We start from the raw sequence: 13,184 nt of genomic DNA, 5'->3' as shown, positions 1-13,184 counted from the left end.
CCGTGCCGACGGCCCGGGTCGCCGTCGCCGCGCGACGTCCCCGCGTAGGATCGGCCGACGTGACCGAGGACCAGGACTCCGCCGCCGACCCCGCGCAGGACGGCTCGCACGACCACTACTTCACCGCGAAGCCGGCATCCGCCGCCGAGCGCCGCACGATCTCCGTGCGCCTGGCCGGACGGGACGTGGAGGTGGAGGTCGCGTCCGGCGTCTTCTCCCCCGGTCGCCTCGACCTGGGCACGCAGGTCCTGCTCCGCACCACCCCGCCGCTCGCCGAGGTCGTGGCGACCCGGGCAAGCGCAGGCCCGGCGCACGTCCTCGACCTCGGCTGCGGCTGGGGCCCCGTCGCGCTGACCATGGCGCTCGAGGCTCCGGACGCGACCGTGTGGGCCGTCGACGTCAACGAGCGCGCGCTCGACCTCGTGCGGCGCAACGCGGAGCGGCTGAGCCTGACGAACGTCCGTGCCGTCGTCCCCGAGGACGTGCCCGACGACGTCGCGTTCGCCGCGCTGTGGTCCAACCCGCCGATCCGGGTCGGCAAGGAGGTCCTCCACGCGATGCTGCTGCACTGGCTCCCACGCCTCGCGCCGGGCGCGAGCGCGCACCTCGTCGTGCAGCGCAACCTCGGGTCGGACTCGCTCCAGCGCTGGCTCGCCGAGGCCCTGCCGCCGCTCCTGCCGGGCGCGGTCGTCGAGCGCGCCGCGAGCGCGAAGGGCTTCCGGGTCCTGGAGGTCGTGGCGCCGGGCTGAGCCCGGTCGCGACCGGCCCGCCAGGCGGACGCGCGTCGCGGCTGCCCGTCAGACCGTGGTGCGCTCCGCGTCCTGCGCCCCGTCGGGGACGACCTCACCGGTGTCCGCGCGCGGGGCGCCCTCCGACCCGTCGTCGCCCTCGGACGTCGCGTCGCCGTCGGCGTCCTCGGCCCTCGCCGAGGCGGGGGCGGGCAGGAACGACGCGAGGTCGACCTCGCCCGAGTACACGAGCTCGGCGGGCCCCGCGAGCTCGACCCGGTCCCCGTCGAGCGCCCTCACGCGGACGGTCCCGCCCGGGACGTCGACGAGCCAGGTGTCCGGCGCGTCCGGGCCGCCCCAGACGCGGACCGCGAGCGCCGCGGCGCACGCGCCGGTGCCGCACGACGGCGTCTCCCCGACCCCGCGCTCGTGCACGCGCATGCGGACGCGCCCGACGAGCGTGCCGTCGTCGGCCGTCGTCTCGCCCAGCGGCACCACGAGCTCGACGTTCGTCCCGTGCGGCGGGCGCGGCTCCACGACGGGCGCCTCGGTGAGGTCCGCGCGGTCGAGCAGGTCCTCGCGCGCGACGGCGAGCACGGTGTGGGGGTTGCCGAGGTCGACGCTCAGCGCGGGGCGGGGGACCTCCCAGCCGCGCACGACCACCGTCGCGTCGTAGCCGTCGTGCAGCGCGGGACGGCCGCCGGGCAGGAACCACGGGCCCATGTCGACCGCGAACCAGCCGTCGGCCTCCTTGCGCACCCGCTTGACGCCCGCGCGCGTCCCGACGGGGATCTCGGTCCCGCCCGCGAAGCTCACGAGCCCGAGGCGCTCGGCGAACGCGGCGAACACGCGCACGCCGTTGCCGCACATCTCGGCCACGGAGCCGTCGGCGTTGCGGTAGTCCATGAACCAGATGGCGTGCGGGTCCTCGGCGAGGACCTCGCGCGACTCGGGCACGAGCGCCGTCGGGACGAGGCGGATGACGCCGTCACCACCGATCCCGCCGCGGCGGTCGGCGAGCGCGCGCACGAGCTCCGGCGTGAGGTCGAGCTCGCCCTTCGTGTCCGCGAGCAGCACGAAGTCGTTGCGGGTCCCGTGGCCCTTGGTGAAGCGGGTGCGCGTCATGAGCCCAGACTACGGCGCACCGGGGCGTCGCTGTCCGCTTCGTCCGGCTCGGGGACCTCGCCCCGCGCGACGGCGTCCGCGCGCTCGTCGGCCCGGGCCACGAGCGCGAGCGCGTCCTCGACGCGGGTCGGGGACTGCGCGTCGAGCCAGTGCACGCGCGGGTCGCGGCCGAACCAGCCCATCTGCTTGCGCGCGAGGCGACGTGTGTTGGCCGTGACCGCCTCGCGCGCCAGGTCCTCCGTTGTCTCCCCGTGGAGCGCGGCCAGCACCTCGGCGTACCCGACGGCGCGGCGCGCGGTGCGGCCCATGCCCTGCGCCTCGACACGGCGCACCTCGTCCACGAGCCCCTGCGCCCACATGCGGTCGACGCGTCCGGCCACCCGCGCGTCGAGGACCTCGCGGTCGCAGTCGAGACCGACCTGGACGGTCGGGCGCACGTAGGCCTGCCGCGGGAGGTTCGCCGTGAAGGGCTCGCCCGTGAGCTCCATGACCTCCAGGGCACGGACGACCCGTCGCGTGTTGGCGGGGCCGATGCTCGCGGCGGCCGCGGGGTCGCGCCGCGCGAGCTCGTCGTGGAGCGCACGCGTCCCCTCGGCCTCGGCGCGGGCCTCGAGCGCCGCGCGCACAGCGGGGTCGGTACCGGGAAACCGCATGTCGTCGAGGAGCGCGCGCACGTAGAGGCCGGACCCGCCCACGACGACGGCGCGCGCCCCGCGCGCGGCGATCTCGTCGAGCACGCGCCGGGCCTCGACCTGGTAGCGCGCGACCGACGCGTCCTCGACGGGGTCGATCACGTCGAGCAGGTGGTGGCGCACGCCGCGGCGCTCGTCGACGGGGACCTTCGCGGTGCCGACGTCCATGCCGCGGTAGAGCTGGTAGGCGTCGGCGTTGACGACCTCCGCCGGCACCCCGGGGACGGACAGCCGCTCGGCCAGGTCGAGGGCGAGGTCCGACTTGCCGGTGGCGGTCGGGCCCACGACGGCGACGACGACGCGGCGGTCGCGCCGATCGCCCCCGTCCCGCGCGCCGGTCGGGTCGTGCTCGGTTTTCACCCGCGCAACGGTACCGGCCGGGTGGCCCGGACCTGGGTCGTGTGGGCGGTGATGCGTAGTGTGTCCGGTGGACGGTCCGCATGCTCGCGGGCCCGCCACCCAACCCCGTCGCGTGCCCCGACCTGCCCTCTCGCGGGCGGTGCACGGACCCTGACACCGACGACAAGGACTCGAGACATGGGTTTCTTCACCAAGCCGGACGCCGCCCCGACGAGCCAGAACGCGCCGCTGACGCGCGAGCGGGTCGAGGCGTTCCTCAAGAGCCGCGACTGGAAGTACTTCGTCGACTCCGACGGAGACCTCGGCGGCAACTGGGACGGCAAGGTGTTCTTCTTCTTCCTCATGGGCGAGAAGCAGGAGATCCTCCAGGTCCGCGGCCGGTGGAACCGGACCCTGCCCGCAGCCGCCGAGGCGCAGGTCGTGCTCGTCGCCAACGAGTTCAACCGCGACAAGATCTGGCCCAAGGTCTACACGCGGGTCGAGGACGACCAGGTCGCTGTGTACACCGAGGTCGCGACCGACCTCGAGTTCGGCGCGGCGGACGACCAGCTCGGCCAGCTCGTCGAGTGCGGCCTCTTCACGGGCCTCCAGTTCTTCGACGCGCTCGACGAGCGCTTCCCCGACACGGCGGCGCAGGGCGTGGTCACCGACGGCACCGCCGACGTCGAGGCGCGGTGAGCGCGGCGCACGAGCGCACCGACGGCGGGGGCGACCCGCACGGCACGGCCCCGGGCGGGGAGGCGACGGCGGCGTTCCAGGTCGACCTGCGGGGCGTCGTGGACCTCCTCGCCCGGCACCTCTACTCCAGCCCGCGCGTGTACCTGCGCGAGCTGTTGCAGAACGGGGTCGACGCGATCACGGCGCGGGTCGCCCTGGAGGGCCCGGAGGCCCCGAGCCGCATCCTGCTGCGCCCGCTCCCGGACGGCGGTCTCGAGGTGCACGACTCAGGCGTCGGCCTGACCCGCGTCGAGGCGCAGGAGCTGCTCGCGACCATCGGGCGCAGCTCCAAGCGCGACGTCGAGCTGGGCTCGGGGCGCGAGGAGTTCCTGGGCCAGTTCGGCATCGGGCTGCTCTCGGCGTTCATGGTCGCCGACGAGATCGAGCTCGTGTCACGCTCCGCCCGCCCGTCGCCCTCGGGAGGACGGGCGGCCCCTGTCCGCTGGCGCGGCCGGGCGGACGGGCGGTACGAGCTCGTCGAGCTGGGCCCGGACGACCCGGACGCGCCCGCGGATCCGGGGAGCGTCGTGCGGCTGCGCCCGCGCCGGGACACCGAGCACTGGCTCGCACCGGAGACGGTGGTCGCGCTCGCGCAGGACTTCGGCTCGCTCCTGCCCGTCGAGCTGCTCGTCGAGACGCGGCTCGACGGCGGGGACGCGACGGGCGCGGACGGCCCCGTCGCGTTGCGCCGGCTGAGCGGCGACGAGCTCCCCTGGCGGGCCGCGCACCCGACGCCCGCCGCGCGCGACGCGGCCCTGGCGGGGTACGCCGAGCGGACGCTGGGCTTCGGCCCGCTCGCCCGGATCGACCTCGACCTGCCCCTCGCGGGCCTGTCCGGCGTGGCGTACGTGCTCCCGGCCGCGGTCGCACCGACGACCACGGCGCGGCACCGGGTGTACCTCAAGCGCATGCTGCTCGGCAGCGCGGTCGACGACCTGCTGCCCCCGTGGGCGTTCTTCGTCCGGTGCGTCCTCGACGCGTCCGTGCTGCGTCCCACGGCGTCCCGGGAGGGCCTGTACGAGGACGAGGTCCTGCTCGCGACCCGCGACGCGCTGGGCGCGCAGGTCCGCCGGTGGCTGCTCGAGACGCTCGCGGCGGACACCGTCCTCGCGCGGCGGTTCCTGGAGACCCACCACCTCGCGGTCCGGGCCCTCGCGCTCACCGACGACGAGATGCTCGACGTCGCGGCGCGCGTGCTGCCGTTCGAGACGACCGCCGGGACGGGGACGCTCGCCGACCTGGCGGAGGCTCACCCGGAGGGCCGCCTGCTCTACTCCGCGAGCGTCGAGGAGTTCCGCCGCATCGCCCCGGTCGCGGCCGCCCAAGGCCTGGCGGTCGTCAACGGCGGGTACGTCTACGACGCGGACCTGCTCGAGCGCGTCGCGGCGCGGTTCCCGCAGTGGAGGCTGTCGCCGGTCTCCGCCACCGACGTCGCGCACGTCCTCGCCGAGGTCGAGCCGCTGCGCGAGCTCGAGGTCGCGGACGCGCTCGCGTCGGTCGACGCCGCGCTCGCCGAGCAGGACTGCGACGTGGTGCTGCGCCGGTACGAGCCGGACGCCCTGCCCGCGATGCTGCTGCACGACCGCGACGGCGACCACGCGCGCGAGGCGGCCCGCGTGGCCGAGACGGACGACCTGTGGGGCGAGATCCTCGCGGGTCTCAGCGGCCCGGCCCGCCCCCGTCGGCTGGTCCTCAACGACGCGAACGACACGGTGCGAGACCTGCTCGCGAGCCCCGACGCGGAGGTCCGTGCCGCGGGTGCCCGGTCCCTGTACGTGACCGCGGTGCTGGCGTCGGGCAAGGCGCTCCAGCCTGTCGAGGCGGCACTCATGAACGACTCGCTGTCGCTCCTGCTGGCCCGCGCCCTCGCGGCCCCTCGCCCCGACCAGCACTCCGACCAGAACACCGACGAGGAGACCCGATGACCCGGTCCGTGGACCAGGTGAACGCCGCGCTGTACGACGTCCGCCGCATGCCCTACGGCCTCGCCCGCTCCACGGCCGCCGCGGCCGAGGTCGAGCGCGTCGAGGCCGAGGGGCCCGACGGGGCGCGCGCGTACGCGCTCTTCGTCCTCGTCGAGTCCTTCGTCTGGGGCGGCGAGGTCACCAAGGCCTACCTGCCGTTCACCAAGATGCTCCGCTGGTGGGACGAGCACCCCGAGCACTTCGACGCCGAGGACGCGCACTCGCTCTTCTGGTCGTTCAAGTGGATGGTCGGGCACCTCATGGAGTTCCCCACGGTTCCCGCCGCGCAGATCGAGCGCACGCTCGACGACATGGCGCGGCGCTACGCGCTCGCGGGGAACGGGACGAACGCCGTCGAGCTGGAGCGCTTCGAGTGGGCCCGCGAGCGGGGCGCCGCGGACGTCGAGGACGCGTATCGCGCGTGGGTCGCGACCCCGCGGGACGAGTACTCCCAGTGCGAGGCGTGCGAGCCGGGCGACCGCGCCGCGTACCTCTTCGAGACGGGGCGCCACGAGGAGGGCATCCGGCTGCTCGAGCAGGTGCTCCAGGGGTCGCCCTCGTGCGCGACCGAGCCCGGAGACATGCTCTCTCACCTCCAGCTCGCGTACGTGGAGGTCGGTGACGCCGAGGCCGCCGCCCGCACGCACCGGCGCGGCCTGCGACACCTCGACACCGGTGTGTCGATGACAGGCCCGAAGGGCAGGCACGTCGAGTTCCTCGCGCGCACGGGCAACGCGTCGCGCGCGCTGCGCCTGCTCGGCGAGCACCAGGCGTTCCTCACCGAGACCGACTCGCCGGGCGACCGCCTCGGCTTCCTCACGAGCGTGAGCGTCGCGACAGGCGTGCTGCGGGCCGAGCACGCGGACGCGCCGCTCGCCCTGCGCGACGTGCCCGCGACCACCGTCGCGGAGCTCGACGACTGGGCCCGCCGCGAGGCGGCCGGGCTCGCAGGTGCGTTCGACGCCCGCAACGGCACGCGCGCCGCGTCCGAGCGCCTGCGCGCCGCGTGGAGCCATGGGTCGCGCTCGCTGCCCGTCGACCTCTCGGTCCTCTCGGCCGTGCCCGAGCCCCCGGCGGGAGCTCCGTCCGGCCGGGCCGTGGGCGGCGCAGGCGCGGCAGACGACACGGCGACGTCCTCGCCGGCCGGCGCGACCCCGCCGCCCCCCGGGGACGCGACGGGCACGGTCCTCGGCAGCGCGGCCTCCCACAGTGCGCACGGCACCGAGCACGGCACCGAGCACCGCACTGAGCACCCCGGGGACGTCACGGCCGATCCCGTCGACGCCGAGGGGCTGCTCGCGCTCGCCGACGACGTCGCGGACGAGGACCCGGTGCACGCGGCGCAACTCCTGCGGCGCGCGTCGGCGCTGCTGGAGTCGGCGGGCCACCTCGACCGGGCCGGGTTTGCGCTCGCCGAGGCGGCCCAGCTCGCCGCGGTCGAGGGCGACGACGAGGGCGCCGCCGCGGCGTTCGTGCACGCCCTCGCGCTGGTGCGCGCGGGCGGGATCGCACCCCGGTTCGTCGGCCCCGTCGTCCGTGCGTACGCCCGCCTGGAGGCCGGGCGCGGCGACGTGACCGGAGCGCTCGCGCAGCTCCAGCGCACGCTGGACGACCTCGACGCGGCGGGTTCCGCCGTCGCCGAGCAGGTCCCGCGTGCTGCCGACCTCGTCGAGCGGGACGCGGCGGCCGACGAGAAGGAGCGCCGCGACCTGCGGGACACCCGAGCTCGCCTGCTGGCAACCGCGGGAGAGCTCGACGCGGCCGCCACGCTCGCCGAGGCCGTGGCGGAGGAGTTCGCGCGCGCAGGGCAGGTCGGGGACGCGGCCCACGCGTTCTGGCTCGCGGGGCGCTCCCGCTGCGAGGCCGGTGCCGACGCGGAGGCCGTCGACCTCCTCGAGTCCGCGATGGAGGGCTTCGCGATCGTCCACGACCGCGACGCGCGGACGCTGGTCGCGAACGAGCTCGTCGCGACCCTGCGTCGCCTCGGTCGCGAGCAGGACGCGGCGGCCGTCGGCGCGGGGCTCAGCGGCTGACGGACCCGCCGGCCGGAGAGGCGGAGCCGACGTCGTCGTACCAGCGCACCTCGTAGCGGCGCTGCTCGTACTCCCCCGTCGCGACGTGACGGTGCCCGGTATCGGGCGCGGCGCCGAACCCGGCGAGCACCGCGTCCGGCGCCGAGCTCCGCGGGTCGTGCACGACGACGAGGCGCGCGCCCTGCCGGGCGAGGCCCGCGCCGAGCGCGTGCGCGGTGGGCGCGTCGGCGTCGTCGAGCTCGACGACGTCGACGGGGCCCGTCCAGCCCGCGCCGGCCAGCGCGAGGAGCCCCACCGACGCGGCCGCTCCCGCCACCGGGCAGTCCCGCGCGCGCGGACGCGTCGCGACGGCCCACGTGGTGTCGAGCCAGGCGTCCGCGACGCCCGCCGCAGCGAGCGACGCCCGCGCCGGACCCCGCGTCGGCGCGGCTCCCGGCGCGACGACGACCACGGGCGCACGCCCGTCGCCCTGCGCGGACCGGACACCGTCCACGAGTCGGCCCAGCGCCGCGAGCGCCGCGGCGCGCGTGTCGTCGAGCACCGTGGTGTCGCCCGCGGCGCCGGGGACGAGGAGCGGGGTACCGGGCAGGACGACGGCGCGGACGGTCACGGGCCCACCGTAGCCGTCGTCGGCACGACGTCGGATCATCCCGGACGGCGGCAGTCGACGGCACCACCCGGGTGCACGCGGCGACGCGACGGGACCGTGCCGTGCCGACGTCGCGCGCAACCGCCTGTGCGACCCAGGCCCGCTGCCACGGGCGGCCACGGACGAGGTCCGCGATGCGACGTCCGGGGGCGCGCGCGAGTACGGTGGGTGAGTGAGGTTCTTCGGGGCGCGGGACGACGACGACCGGCGGGACGGTGATCCCGGCGAGGCTCCGGACGGCGGGGCGGCGCCCGGCCGTGCCGGGGACGAGCTCCAGTCGCAGGTCGAGGACCTCCTGGCGCGCGAGCTGGGACAGGTCGCGACCGACGTGCTGCGTCCCCCCACCCCCCTGGCGCTCTCTCGGGTCGTCGAGTGGATCACGGACAGCGGCTACAGCTACTTCGTCGACTCCGACGGCGACGTGGGCGGGCTCTGGCACGGCCGGCTCTTCTACTTCCTGCTCTTCGGCCACGGCGACGAGATCCTCCAGGTCCGGGGCCAGTGGAACCGTGACCTCGCGCTCGAGCGGCTGGAGGAGATCCTCGAGTTCTGCAACGAGTGGAACGCGGACCGGATCTGGCCCAAGACCTACACGCGCGTGCGCGACAACGGGATGATCCAGGTCTTCACCGAGGTGACCGTGGACCTCGAGCACGGGGTGACGGACGACCAGCTCGACCAGCTCCTCCAGTGCGGGCTGAGCACCGGGTCGATGTTCTTCGACGCGCTCGACGAGTTCTACCCCGACCCCGCGAGGCAGGCGCCATGACGCAGGCCCGCATCAACTGGTTCACGCGCCTGTTCGGCAACCGCCGCCCGAAGGCGCCCGACTCGCTCCCGCGCGAGGAGGAGCTGCCGCGCGCGCTGTCGATGGCGCGCATCGGCGACCACCTCACGCGGCGCGGCTACCACTTCCGCGTGGACGACGACGGCGACATCACCGGGACGTGGGACGGGCACCGGTTCTGGTTCCTGCTGCTCGGCGACCGTTCCGAGATCCTCCAGGTCCGGGGCCGCTGGTCGACGTCGCTCCCCCTCGAGTCACGGCTCGTGACCCTCCAGGCCGTCAACGACTGGAACCGCGAGCGCATCTGGCCCAAGGTCTACGTCCGCGAGGAGGCGGGTCGGCTCGCGCTCTACGCCGAGGTCTCCGTGGACCTCGAGCACGGCGCGACCGACGACCAGCTCGCGCAGACCGTCTCGTGCGGTCTCGGGACCGCCGTGCAGCTCTTCCACGCCATCGGCGCGCAGCTCCCCCCGGGAACCCTGGACGACTGACGGCGGGCGTCACGGCCGGGCACGCGCGGCCGGTCCGCAGGAGCGACCGGCGGCTCAGGCCCGGAGCGTGGGGAGGCCCAGGACGACGGGGCCGGACGGGGCGCCGCCGCCGTGCCCGTGCCCGTGGTCGTCGTCGCCACCGCCGAGGCGGGCGCGCTCGCGCTTCGCCCACGCGTCGCCGGAGCGGGTGCGACGCACCGCGAACGTGCCGCCCGCGAGCGCCGAGTCGGCGATGAGGTGGTGCGGCGCGGAGCGCGTGACCTCGACCGTGACGACGTCGCCGGGCCGCGGCAGGCGCGCGTCGAGGTCGTCCGCGAGGCGTGGGTCCGCGGACCCGGGCGCCGCAGCGGACGACGGCGGCGCGGCGTCGTCGGTCGCCGTGGGCACGACGTCGGCGGGGAGCGCGAGGTGGACGAGCCGGTTGTCGGGGGCGCGACCGGTCACGCGGTGCGTCGCGCCGTCCTTGCGGCCTGCGCCCTCGCCGACCAGCACGTCGATCGTCCGGCCGACCTGACGGGCCGACTCCTCGCCCGCGATGCGCTCCTGGAGCGCCTGGAGCCGCTCGAAGCGCTCCTGCACGACCTCCTTGGGGAGCTGGCCGTCCATCGTCGCGGCGGGCGTCCCGGGGCGGGGCGAGTACTGGAACATGAAGGCCGAGGAGAAGCGGGAGGCCTCGACGACGCGCATCGTCTCCGCGAAGTCCTCCTCGGTCTCCCCGGGGAACCCGACGATGATGTCCGTCGTGATGGCGGCGTCGGGCATGACGGCCCGTACGCGGTCGAGGATGCCGAGGAAGCGCTCGGAGCGGTAGGAGCGGCGCATGGCGCGCAGGATCCGGTCGGACCCCGACTGGAGCGGCATGTGGAGCTGGGGCATGACGTTCGGCGTCTCGGCCATCGCCGCGATGACGTCGTCGGTGAAGGCGGCGGGGTGCGGCGACGTGAAGCGGACGCGCTCGAGGCCCTCGATCGTCCCGCAGGCGCGCAGGAGCTTGGCGAACGCGCCGCGGTCGCCGAACTCGACGCCGTAGCTGTTGACGTTCTGGCCGAGCAGGGTGACCTCGATGGCTCCGGCCTCGACGAGCGCCCCGACCTCGGCGAGGACCTCGCCCGGGCGGCGGTCCCGCTCCTTGCCGCGCAGGTGCGGCACGATGCAGAACGTGCACGTGTTGTTGCAGCCGACGCTGATCGAGACCCAGCCGGCGTAGACCGACTCGCGCTTGGTCGGCAGCGTGGACGGGAACACCTGGAGCGACTCGGCGATCTCCACCTGCGCGGCGTCGTTGTGGCGCGCGCGCTCGAGCAGGACGGGCAGCGCGTCGAGGTTGTGCGTGCCGAACACGACGTCGACCCACGGCGCCTTCTCGACGATCGTGCCCCGGTCCTTCTGGGCGAGGCAGCCACCGACGGCGATCTGCATGCCGGGCCGTGCGGCCTTCACCGAGGCGAGCTGGCCGAGGTTCCCGTAGAGACGCGTCGCGGCGTTCTCCCGCACCGCGCAGGTGTTGATCACGACGACGTCGGCGCGGTTCGCGGCCTCGTCGTCCGCGCTCGCGCGCGTGTAGCCCGCCTGCTCCAGCATCCCCGCCATGTGCTCGGAGTCGTGGACGTTCATCTGGCAGCCGAGCGTGCGGACGACGTAGGTGCGCGGGTGCGCGTCGTCGGCCGGCGCACCGGGGGTGGCGCGGGGTGCGAGTGCGGCCGGGACGGGGGCGGGGGCGATCGTGGACATCACCGTCCAGGGTACGGCGCCGGGTGCCGTGTTACTGAACTGTTGCCCGACTGTTGCCGGATGAGGTGGCACCGTGCAACAGAAGGGACATAGTGTCCAGGAATGGCCGACGAAACCTCTTCGCCGTCCGACGCGCAGCGCAGCGCGCAGGACGCTCAGCCCCTCCCCGCCGAGCAGGACCTCGGCGAGCCGCTCGTCGAGCTGCGCGACGTCAACAAGCACTTCGGCGACCTGCACGTGCTGCGGGACATCAACCTCACGGTCCGGCGCGGCGAGGTGCTCGTCGTCATCGGCCCGTCAGGCTCCGGCAAGTCGACGCTGTGCCGGGCGATCAACCGGCTGGAGACGATCGACTCCGGGGAGATCCGCGTCGACGGGCAGCCCCTGCCCGAGGAGGGCAAGGAGCTCGCCCGGCTGCGCTCCGACGTCGGGATGGTCTTCCAGTCCTTCAACCTCTTCGCGCACAAGACGATCCTCGACAACGTCACGCTGGGTCCCGTCAAGGTGCGGCGCGAGAAGGGGAAGGTCGCGAAGGACCGCGCGCTCGCGCTGCTCGACCGCGTCGGCGTGATGAACCAGGCGCAGAAGATGCCCGCCCAGCTCTCCGGCGGGCAGCAGCAGCGCGTCGCCATCGCCCGTGCGCTCGCGATGCAGCCGAAGGTCATGCTCTTCGACGAGCCCACCTCGGCGCTCGACCCCGAGATGATCAACGAGGTCCTCGACGTCATGGTCGCCCTCGCCAAGGAGGGCATGACGATGATCGTCGTCACGCACGAGATGGGCTTCGCCCGCAAGGCCGCGAACCGGGTCGTCTTCATGGCCGACGGCCAGATCGTCGAGGAGGCCCACCCCGAGGAGTTCTTCACGGCGCCGAAGAGCGACCGCGCCAAGGACTTCCTCTCGAAGATCCTCACCCACTGAAGCCCGCCGGGCACCTACGGGCCCGGCCCGACAGCCCCAGAACCCGGTCGACCGTCGAGGCACACCTTCGGCGGGCGGCCACCACTCACGAAGGGTAGGAACGATGCGCACACGACACGCAGGTGCTGCCGTGCTGGCTGCTCTCACCGCGCTCACGCTCGCGGCGTGCGGCGGCGGCGAGGTCGGCGGCGAGGACACCGCGACCGACGGAGCCACCGACTCGGGCGACACGGGCGGTGGCGCCGAGGGCTCGATCAAGATCGGCATCAAGTTCGACCAGCCGGGGCTCGGCTACCAGGACGGCTCCACCTACACGGGCTTCGACGTCGACGTCGCCACCTACGTGGCAGGCGAGCTCGGCTACGGCGAGGACCAGATCGAGTGGGTCGAGGCGCCGTCCGCCCAGCGCGAGACGATGCTCCAGACCGGTCAGGTCGACATGATCTTCGCGACCTACTCCATCACCGACACGCGCAAGGAGACGGTCGCGTTCGCCGGGCCGTACTTCGTGGCCGGGCAGGACCTGCTCGTCGCCGAGGACAACACGGACATCACGGGGCCCGAGTCGCTCGAGGGCAAGAACCTGTGCTCCGTCACGGGCTCGACGTCCGCGCAGCGCATCAAGGACGAGTACGCCGCCGGCGTGCAGCTCCTCGAGCGCCCCGGGTACGCCGAGTGCGTCACCGCGCTCACCGCGGGCCAGGTCGACGCCGTCACGACCGACGACATCATCCTCGCGGGCCTCGCCGCCCAGCCCGCCAACGCGGGCAAGGTCAAGGTCGTCGGGGCGCCGTTCTCGACCGAGCGCTACGGCGTCGGGCTCCCGCAGGACAACGACGTCTGCGAGGACGTCAACGCCGCGATCGAGAAGATGATCGAGGACGGCTCCTGGGAGGAGTTCGTCACCAAGAACACCGAGGGCACCGGGTACACGCCCAACGCCAGCGAGAACCCGCCGACGGTCGACCCCTGCGCCTGACCGTCCA

At 74.6% G+C, this 13,184-nt stretch carries 12 protein-coding genes; 8 read left to right on the top strand and 4 right to left on the bottom strand.

The window, feature by feature from the left end; genetic code table 11:
• The first annotated feature begins 59 nt into the window (after nt 1–59).
• A complete protein-coding gene (locus ACFVN3_RS09215; protein ID WP_378232493.1) occupies nt 60–749 on the top strand; it encodes a class I SAM-dependent methyltransferase in 690 nt (229 codons plus the stop codon).
• 48 nt (nt 750–797) lie between these two features.
• Here the strand turns inward: ACFVN3_RS09215 and dapF are convergent, their stop codons facing one another.
• Together dapF and miaA are read right to left on the bottom strand one after the other, a co-directional pair.
• Nucleotides 798–1,853, bottom strand: a complete 1,056-nt coding sequence (dapF, locus tag ACFVN3_RS09210; RefSeq protein ID WP_378232491.1) for a diaminopimelate epimerase — start codon at nt 1,851–1,853, stop codon at nt 798–800.
• Nucleotides 1,850–2,905: a tRNA (adenosine(37)-N6)-dimethylallyltransferase MiaA gene (miaA, locus tag ACFVN3_RS09205; protein WP_378232489.1), complete on the bottom strand. Its 1,056-nt coding sequence runs from the start codon at nt 2,903–2,905 to the stop codon at nt 1,850–1,852. The genes dapF and miaA overlap by 4 nt, the downstream gene beginning before the upstream one ends.
• A 177-nt stretch (nt 2,906–3,082) precedes the next feature.
• Between miaA and ACFVN3_RS09200 the strand changes: the two genes are divergently transcribed.
• The 3 genes from ACFVN3_RS09200 to ACFVN3_RS09190 are packed head-to-tail and all read left to right on the top strand — an operon-like array spanning nt 3,083 to nt 7,619.
• Nucleotides 3,083–3,583 (top strand): YbjN domain-containing protein, encoded by a 501-nt coding sequence (locus ACFVN3_RS09200; protein WP_378232488.1) that lies wholly within the window; start codon nt 3,083–3,085, stop codon nt 3,581–3,583.
• Entirely contained in the window at nt 3,580–5,547 is a 1,968-nt protein-coding gene (locus ACFVN3_RS09195; protein ID WP_378232487.1) for an HSP90 family protein, read from the top strand. Before ACFVN3_RS09200 ends, ACFVN3_RS09195 begins: the two co-directional genes overlap by 4 nt.
• Nucleotides 5,544–7,619, top strand: coding sequence for a hypothetical protein (locus tag ACFVN3_RS09190; RefSeq protein WP_378232486.1), 2,076 nt, complete (start codon nt 5,544–5,546; stop codon nt 7,617–7,619). The genes ACFVN3_RS09195 and ACFVN3_RS09190 overlap by 4 nt, the downstream gene beginning before the upstream one ends.
• Here ACFVN3_RS09190 and ACFVN3_RS09185 read toward each other — a convergent pair.
• A complete protein-coding gene (locus ACFVN3_RS09185) occupies nt 7,609–8,229 on the bottom strand; it encodes a hypothetical protein (protein ID WP_378232485.1) in 621 nt (206 codons plus the stop codon). The two genes, ACFVN3_RS09190 and ACFVN3_RS09185, sit on opposite strands and share 11 nt — an antisense overlap.
• Before the next feature lie 211 nt (nt 8,230–8,440).
• Here ACFVN3_RS09185 and ACFVN3_RS09180 point away from each other — a divergent pair, with 211 nt between their 5' ends.
• Together ACFVN3_RS09180 and ACFVN3_RS09175 are read left to right on the top strand one after the other, a co-directional pair.
• On the top strand, nt 8,441–9,037 hold the full coding sequence (locus ACFVN3_RS09180; RefSeq protein ID WP_378232484.1) for a YbjN domain-containing protein: 597 nt from the start codon (nt 8,441–8,443) through the stop codon (nt 9,035–9,037).
• The gene (locus tag ACFVN3_RS09175; protein WP_378232483.1) at nt 9,034–9,546 is read left to right on the top strand and encodes a YbjN domain-containing protein; all 513 of its coding nucleotides are present in this window, start codon (nt 9,034–9,036) and stop codon (nt 9,544–9,546) included. The genes ACFVN3_RS09180 and ACFVN3_RS09175 overlap by 4 nt, the downstream gene beginning before the upstream one ends.
• A gap of 54 nt (nt 9,547–9,600) precedes the next feature.
• Here the strand turns inward: ACFVN3_RS09175 and miaB are convergent, their stop codons facing one another.
• Complete coding sequence (gene miaB / locus ACFVN3_RS09170) at nt 9,601–11,277, bottom strand: tRNA (N6-isopentenyl adenosine(37)-C2)-methylthiotransferase MiaB (RefSeq protein ID WP_378232482.1); 1,677 nt, start codon at nt 11,275–11,277, stop codon at nt 9,601–9,603.
• 102 nt (nt 11,278–11,379) lie between these two features.
• Here miaB and ACFVN3_RS09165 point away from each other — a divergent pair, with 102 nt between their 5' ends.
• Together ACFVN3_RS09165 and ACFVN3_RS09160 are read left to right on the top strand one after the other, a co-directional pair.
• The gene (locus ACFVN3_RS09165; RefSeq protein ID WP_378232481.1) at nt 11,380–12,198 is read left to right on the top strand and encodes an amino acid ABC transporter ATP-binding protein; all 819 of its coding nucleotides are present in this window, start codon (nt 11,380–11,382) and stop codon (nt 12,196–12,198) included.
• Nucleotides 12,199–12,301: 103 nt separating this feature from the next.
• A complete protein-coding gene (locus ACFVN3_RS09160; protein WP_378232480.1) occupies nt 12,302–13,177 on the top strand; it encodes a glutamate ABC transporter substrate-binding protein in 876 nt (291 codons plus the stop codon).
• Nucleotides 13,178–13,184: the final 7 nt, after the last annotated feature.

It is taken from the genome of Cellulosimicrobium sp. NPDC057862 (genome assembly GCF_042797035.1).
Taxonomy (GTDB): domain Bacteria; phylum Actinomycetota; class Actinomycetes; order Actinomycetales; family Cellulomonadaceae; genus Cellulosimicrobium.
The sequence above is the reverse complement of the archived record's forward strand: the minus strand, read 5'-3'. Positions and strand labels throughout refer to the sequence as shown.

Coding starts and splice junctions, on each gene's coding strand:
- ACFVN3_RS09165 (WP_378232481.1), top strand. CDS start 11,380: ATGGCCGACGAAACCTCTTCGCCGTCCGACGCGCAGCGCAGCGCGCAG.
- ACFVN3_RS09200 (WP_378232488.1), top strand. CDS start 3,083: ATGGGTTTCTTCACCAAGCCGGACGCCGCCCCGACGAGCCAGAACGCG.
- miaB (WP_378232482.1), bottom strand. CDS start 11,277: ATGTCCACGATCGCCCCCGCCCCCGTCCCGGCCGCACTCGCACCCCGC.
- ACFVN3_RS09190 (WP_378232486.1), top strand. CDS start 5,544: ATGACCCGGTCCGTGGACCAGGTGAACGCCGCGCTGTACGACGTCCGC.
- ACFVN3_RS09160 (WP_378232480.1), top strand. CDS start 12,302: ATGCGCACACGACACGCAGGTGCTGCCGTGCTGGCTGCTCTCACCGCG.
- ACFVN3_RS09175 (WP_378232483.1), top strand. CDS start 9,034: ATGACGCAGGCCCGCATCAACTGGTTCACGCGCCTGTTCGGCAACCGC.
- dapF (WP_378232491.1), bottom strand. CDS start 1,853: ATGACGCGCACCCGCTTCACCAAGGGCCACGGGACCCGCAACGACTTC.